We start from the raw sequence: 5,091 nt of genomic DNA, 5'->3' as shown, positions 1-5,091 counted from the left end.
GGACAACCTGTTGAAAGCTCACACCTAGAGGCGGTTACAAACCTGAACGCAATGCTCAGGCAACAGGGTCTTCAGCCTCTGCGTGCTGCGATTAATCTCGCAGCCAATGATATTGACAATATCGACTTCATTAACCGGTTGATCGAAGCTTGTAGAACACGTCAGCTTGGCCCGGAAACCGTCGGTTTTGAAATCACCGAAACCCAGCGTTTTACCAATGATGGTGAGGCAACAGCCTGTGTTCAAAAGCTGGCGCAACAGGGGTTTGAGATTTGGCTGGACGACTTCGGCACGGGATATTCGTCGCTCAATCACCTTGATATTTTGCCAGTGCGCGGCATCAAGATTGACAAGTCCTTCATCAGCGGGCTTTCGGCAGGCGGATATGCCAGTCAGGTTGCCGAAACTGCGGCAAGAATTGCGCAAACCCTTGGTATCGAAGCAGTTGCAGAGGGTATTGAAACCACCGACCAGCAAGAAATTTGCAAGGATCTTGGCATTCAGTTTGCGCAAGGTTTCCTCTACAGCCCCGGTCTTCCCCCGGAAAAGTTTGTCGACTGGGTGAAAAGCCACGATAACGACGGGCGGTCTGACAATGGTTGACGCGCAGCAAAATTCGCCATCTGTGACGGACCATACCTTGCCACTGGTGGAAGGCCGGAAATCCCGTTGGCATCAGGACGGTTATTTCTGGCGGGTCACCAGTATTCTTGCGGTTTGCGGGATGCTGGTCTTTTTCGGTTTGATGACATTCTGGCACACGCTTGAAGCAAGTCGTGAAGACGAACAGACCGTACGTCGGTTGGTCGTTGACGTCACCCATCGGGCGGCAGATCTGCAGCAATGGTATGAAACCGCCATCCAGACCGTGAACCTGTCGATCCTGCATCCGGCGGTACAGGAATTTGAAACCCAGCCTGAGGCAACCATCAGATATTTCAGATCCCTGGCCCGCGAAGTGGAACGTTTCAGCCAGCTTCGTATCGTTTTGCCGTCTGGCATGGAAGCCGTTCGGGTAGATGCGCGCGGTAATGAGGTGATTGTTACCCCGGAAGACGAACTACAGGATAAATCGGATCGATACTATATGGAGGCGGCCCGGTCATTGAGCCCGGGGCAGGTCTATGTCAGCAGGCTTGATCTGAATGTTGAAAATGGCGAGATCGAAGTACCCTGGCGTCCGACAACCCGCTTGGTCGCACCGATCAGCGGGATCGATGAAAGCGTTGTCGGCTATCTGATTGTTAATCTGGATATGGGCGCGCCATTGGTGCCGTATGAAACGGCACTTAACGGCGTGACACGAACCGAGCTTGTCAATCCGGATGGATACTGGCTGGCCGGGGCAGAGGACGGGCGAAACTGGGGGTTTATGTTGCAACATAATGCCTCGGTCGCGCAGGTGGACCCGCAACTTTGGCAACGGATCAAATCCGTGCAAGCGCAAGGTGGCTTTGAATATGCGGGCCGTATTTACGAGGTCGAAACTCTTCCGATTGAACGGATGCTGAGCAGCTTTACAAGTGGCAGCATGCGATCAGAATCCGCCAGGTACCATATTGTCGCAAGTTCGCCCGCCTATCAGGTCTGGGCGGGAAACAAGGCCTTGGAGGTGATCTTTGTATGCCTTGTTCTGGTACTGATCTGGGCGTTTTCAGGCGGGATCGGGTATCTTATGTTGCGGCGGCGACAAACCGCAGAACTGCAGGCGCTTTTGACCAAGGATTTGCTGGTTCAGGGGCGGATGGCATCCCTTGGCCGGATTGTGGCCGGGGTATCGCATGAAATGCGCACCCCGCTTGGCAATGCCCTTACGGTGACGACGACAATGGCCGATGATCTGCAGGATTTGCAGCAATCCCTGATCACGGCGGGGGATTTCGATGAAGAACGCACCGAGATGATCAATGCGCTTATTGATGGCAACCGGATTGTTCAAAAAAATATTGGCCGGACCAAAGAATTGCTGAAACATTTCAACCAGACAGCCACGGATCAAACTGTGCACATTCATCGCAGTTTCGATCTGAGCAAGGTCATTTCCGATCTGGTGGCGACATTGCGCAATCAGTTCAAAAAGACCGGCATTAAACTGACGGCAGTTCTGCCGCCCTCGGCACATCTCGACAGTTACAGCGACGCGATTGATCAGGTGATCCTCAGTCTGATCATGAATGCCCATCAACATGCGTTTGTCGGCCGCGAAAAAGGCGAAATCAGCATCCGGTTAAGCGAACGGGATGCTGACAATTTCCTTCTTGAAATTGCAGATAACGGCATTGGTATCGCGCCGGAAAATCACGACAAGATTTTCGAGCCGTTCTGGTCGGTTGACGGCACGACCGGGGGCAGCGGGCTTGGATTGGCGATCATTTTGAACGTGGTGCAAAACACCCTTGGCGGGAAGATCAAGATTTCATCTGTTCCAGGATCCGGGACCGTGTTTCAGATTGTCTTGCCCAAAACCGCCCCGATCCGCGACAGCGCCCAAGCAAGCCCGTTCTCGGTCAAGGATGAAGCGCCGATAAGCCCGGCCGGTTTGGAAATGACCCGATCGGGTTAATTAATCTGAACAGGAAGAAAGTGCCGCGTCTTTGTGATCAGCCCGGCGTTGTTTGGTTTTGGAAATAACGCGTTTTTTGGTGCCGTCGCTCATACTCATCCAGGAACCGATTTCATCGCCGGTGCGATAACAACCCATGCAGTAACCCGATCTTTGGTCAAGCAGACAGGTGCCGTTGCACGGGGATTTGACGGGCATGATGATGGGCCTGTAAACGCGAAAACAAAGATGTCAGACCCATAAAAAGCAGTTTCGCGCGCAGCAATCAAGGGGAGGATCTTGGGCTGCGCGCGAAACGAACGGGGGGATGGCCGGTTATGGCTTAAATCAAATCACTTAAAGGCGATTGAACCACTCGCGGACCTGACGGTCGGCCTCTTCGCGTTGAATGCCATAGGCTTCCTGAATCTTGCCGACCAGTTTGTCTTGCTGGCCATCAATGGCATCGACATCATCGTCGGTCAGGCGACCCCACTGTTTTTTGACGTCACCGGTAAGCTGTTTCCAACGTCCTTCGATTTGGTCCCAATTCATTATCGTCTCCTGTTTTGGTTGACGGTTTGCTCGACCAAGGGATGTTGTGCCCTTTGCTAGAATCAACGAAGCAGCAGCGGTGTTGTTCCAAATTGTTTTGCCAGATCGGTTTGAGCATTCGGATAGAGCAAGCGGCTACAGCAACGGGTGGCAGCATTGCCCGTGGTGTGCTTGCCATATCGCGCCCGGGGCGCTATAGCCCCCTACAGTTCTTTTTATGGAGTTGTTTTCGCACCGGCCTCACATCGGCTGTCTGGTGCGGCACGGAGGAAGATATGCGCGGCTATTTCGGGATTGGAATTGAAGGGGCAAGCAAGCCTTTGAATGTGGGCACCCTGTTTCGTTCTGCCCATGCCTTTGGCGCAAGTTTTGCGTTTACGGTAGATGCAGATTTCCGTGAGGAACGCTCCAACATCACCGATACATCGAAGTCGGGCGAACAGATGCCCTACTATCATTTCCCTGATCACGAAAACCTGTTCCTGCCGCAAGGCTGCCGCATGGTGGGGGTCGAACTGACACCCGATGCGATAGAACTGCCAAGCTTCAAGCATCCGTCGCAAGCGGCCTATATCCTGGGTCCGGAACGCGGAAACCTGTCTGATGAAATGCAGGAAAAATGCGATTTCATCATCAAGATCCCGATGAGTTTCTGTGTCAATGTGGCGATTGCCGCCAATATTGTGATGTATGACCGCGTGATCAATCTGGGCCGGTTTGCCCCGCGCCCGGTGCGTGCCGGTGCGCCGACCGAACCCAAGCCCGAAGCCCATTACGGCGGCTGGATTTCGCGCACGCGCGACAAACGCAAGGGTGACCCGGAAAAATTCCGTCAGGCCCCGCCGCCGGATTACTCCGTAATCGACGGTTCGCTTGATGATGACGACGCCTGATCACGGCATCAAACGACCCTGAGCAAAAAAGAAGCAACGGCCGCGAGGGAGGAGCACGGCCGTTGCTGTGTGTGATCTGCGGTTTGCGTTGCCTTGACAGGGGGGGGGGGCTTGGCACGCCACGCAGATCAGGGTGTTTGATGATGGTCAGGCGGCCTTGTGATCGGTCGCTGTATCTTCCTTGTTTGTCGTGTCGTCCTGTTCGGGTTCTTCGATCTCATCATCAGGGCGTTCGCCATGCGGGTTGCGCAGAAGGTTTGCAATCATGCGCATGCCGACTTCGCCCTGAAGGGTCAAAAGGCTTTCGGGGTGGAACTGCACGGCACTGATCGGCAGGCTTTTGTGGCGGATGCCCATGATCACCCCGTCGTCACTGCGCGCCGTGACCGTAAGGTCGGCTGGCATTTCAGCCGCCTTGGCAAACAGGGAATGGTAGCGTCCGACAACGATGTCTTCGGGCAGGCCATCAAACAGCGGATCGGTTGTATCGAGTTTCACCTTTGACGGTTTGCCATGCATCGGTGTGACAAGTTGTCCCAGTGACCCGCCAAAGAATTCGACAATCCCCTGCAAACCCAGACAAACCCCGAATACCGGCAAACCCGCGGCAAGCGCGCGTTCGATGCTGTCGCGCAGGTGATAGTCATCCGGCCGCCCGGGACCCGGTGACAGGAACACCAGATCAGGTTTGAAATCCTCAAACGCCTGATCGGGGAAGCCCGGACGAAGTGTGAGCGTTTCAGCACCCGTCGCGCGGATGTAACTGGCAAGGTTTTGCACAAAGCTGTCTTCGTGATCGATCAGAAGCACGCGTTTGCCAACGCCTGATACCGTCGGATCAAGGGTAACCTCATCCTTGGCATCGCGGGTGACGGCATCGATCATTGCTGATGCCTTCAACACGGTTTCGGCTTCTTCGGCGTCCGGTTCACTATCAAACAACAATGTCGCGCCCGCACGGACTTCGGCGACACCCTGTTTGAGCCGCACAGTACGCAGCGTCAGGCCGGTATTGAGATCACCATTGCACAGAACCGCCCCAATCGCCCCGCCATACCAGGCGCGTGCGCTGCGTTCGACGGCCTCGATATGTTTCATCGC

6 protein-coding genes are annotated in these 5,091 nt (G+C 54.7%); 3 read left to right on the top strand and 3 right to left on the bottom strand.

All coding sequences use genetic code 11. The annotated features are described in order from the left end of the window. Together B2T33_RS04280 and B2T33_RS04275 are read left to right on the top strand one after the other, a co-directional pair. A partial coding sequence (locus B2T33_RS04280; protein WP_286791238.1) for an EAL domain-containing protein occupies positions 1–603 on the top strand: 603 nt, incomplete at its 5' end. Further along, positions 596–2,563 (top strand): sensor histidine kinase, encoded by a 1,968-nt coding sequence (locus B2T33_RS04275; RefSeq protein ID WP_286791237.1) that lies wholly within the window; start codon positions 596–598, stop codon positions 2,561–2,563. The genes B2T33_RS04280 and B2T33_RS04275, both read left to right, overlap by 8 nt. Here B2T33_RS04275 and B2T33_RS04270 read toward each other — a convergent pair whose 3' ends face one another. Then, positions 2,564–2,761, bottom strand: a complete 198-nt coding sequence (locus tag B2T33_RS04270; RefSeq protein ID WP_040822316.1) for a DUF1289 domain-containing protein — start codon at positions 2,759–2,761, stop codon at positions 2,564–2,566. Positions 2,762–2,899: 138 nt separating this feature from the next. Continuing rightward, a complete protein-coding gene (locus B2T33_RS04265) occupies positions 2,900–3,097 on the bottom strand; it encodes a CsbD family protein (RefSeq protein WP_008889101.1) in 198 nt (65 codons plus the stop codon). A 275-nt stretch (positions 3,098–3,372) separates the two neighbouring features. On the opposite strand from B2T33_RS04265, the gene B2T33_RS04260 reads away from it, so the two are divergent. Further along, a complete protein-coding gene (locus tag B2T33_RS04260; RefSeq protein WP_197146504.1) occupies positions 3,373–3,990 on the top strand; it encodes an RNA methyltransferase in 618 nt (205 codons plus the stop codon). Between the two features lie 147 nt (positions 3,991–4,137). On the opposite strand, the gene B2T33_RS04255 is transcribed toward B2T33_RS04260, so the two are convergent. Next, on the bottom strand, positions 4,138–5,091 hold a 954-nt coding region (locus B2T33_RS04255; RefSeq protein WP_286791236.1), incomplete at its 5' end, for a glutamine amidotransferase-related protein.

The organism is Thalassospira sp. UBA4513, from assembly GCF_002388495.1.
Taxonomy (GTDB): domain Bacteria; phylum Pseudomonadota; class Alphaproteobacteria; order Rhodospirillales; family Thalassospiraceae; genus Thalassospira; species Thalassospira tepidiphila.
Note: the sequence above shows the minus strand (reverse complement) of the source record. Positions and strands in the feature narration are given on the sequence as shown.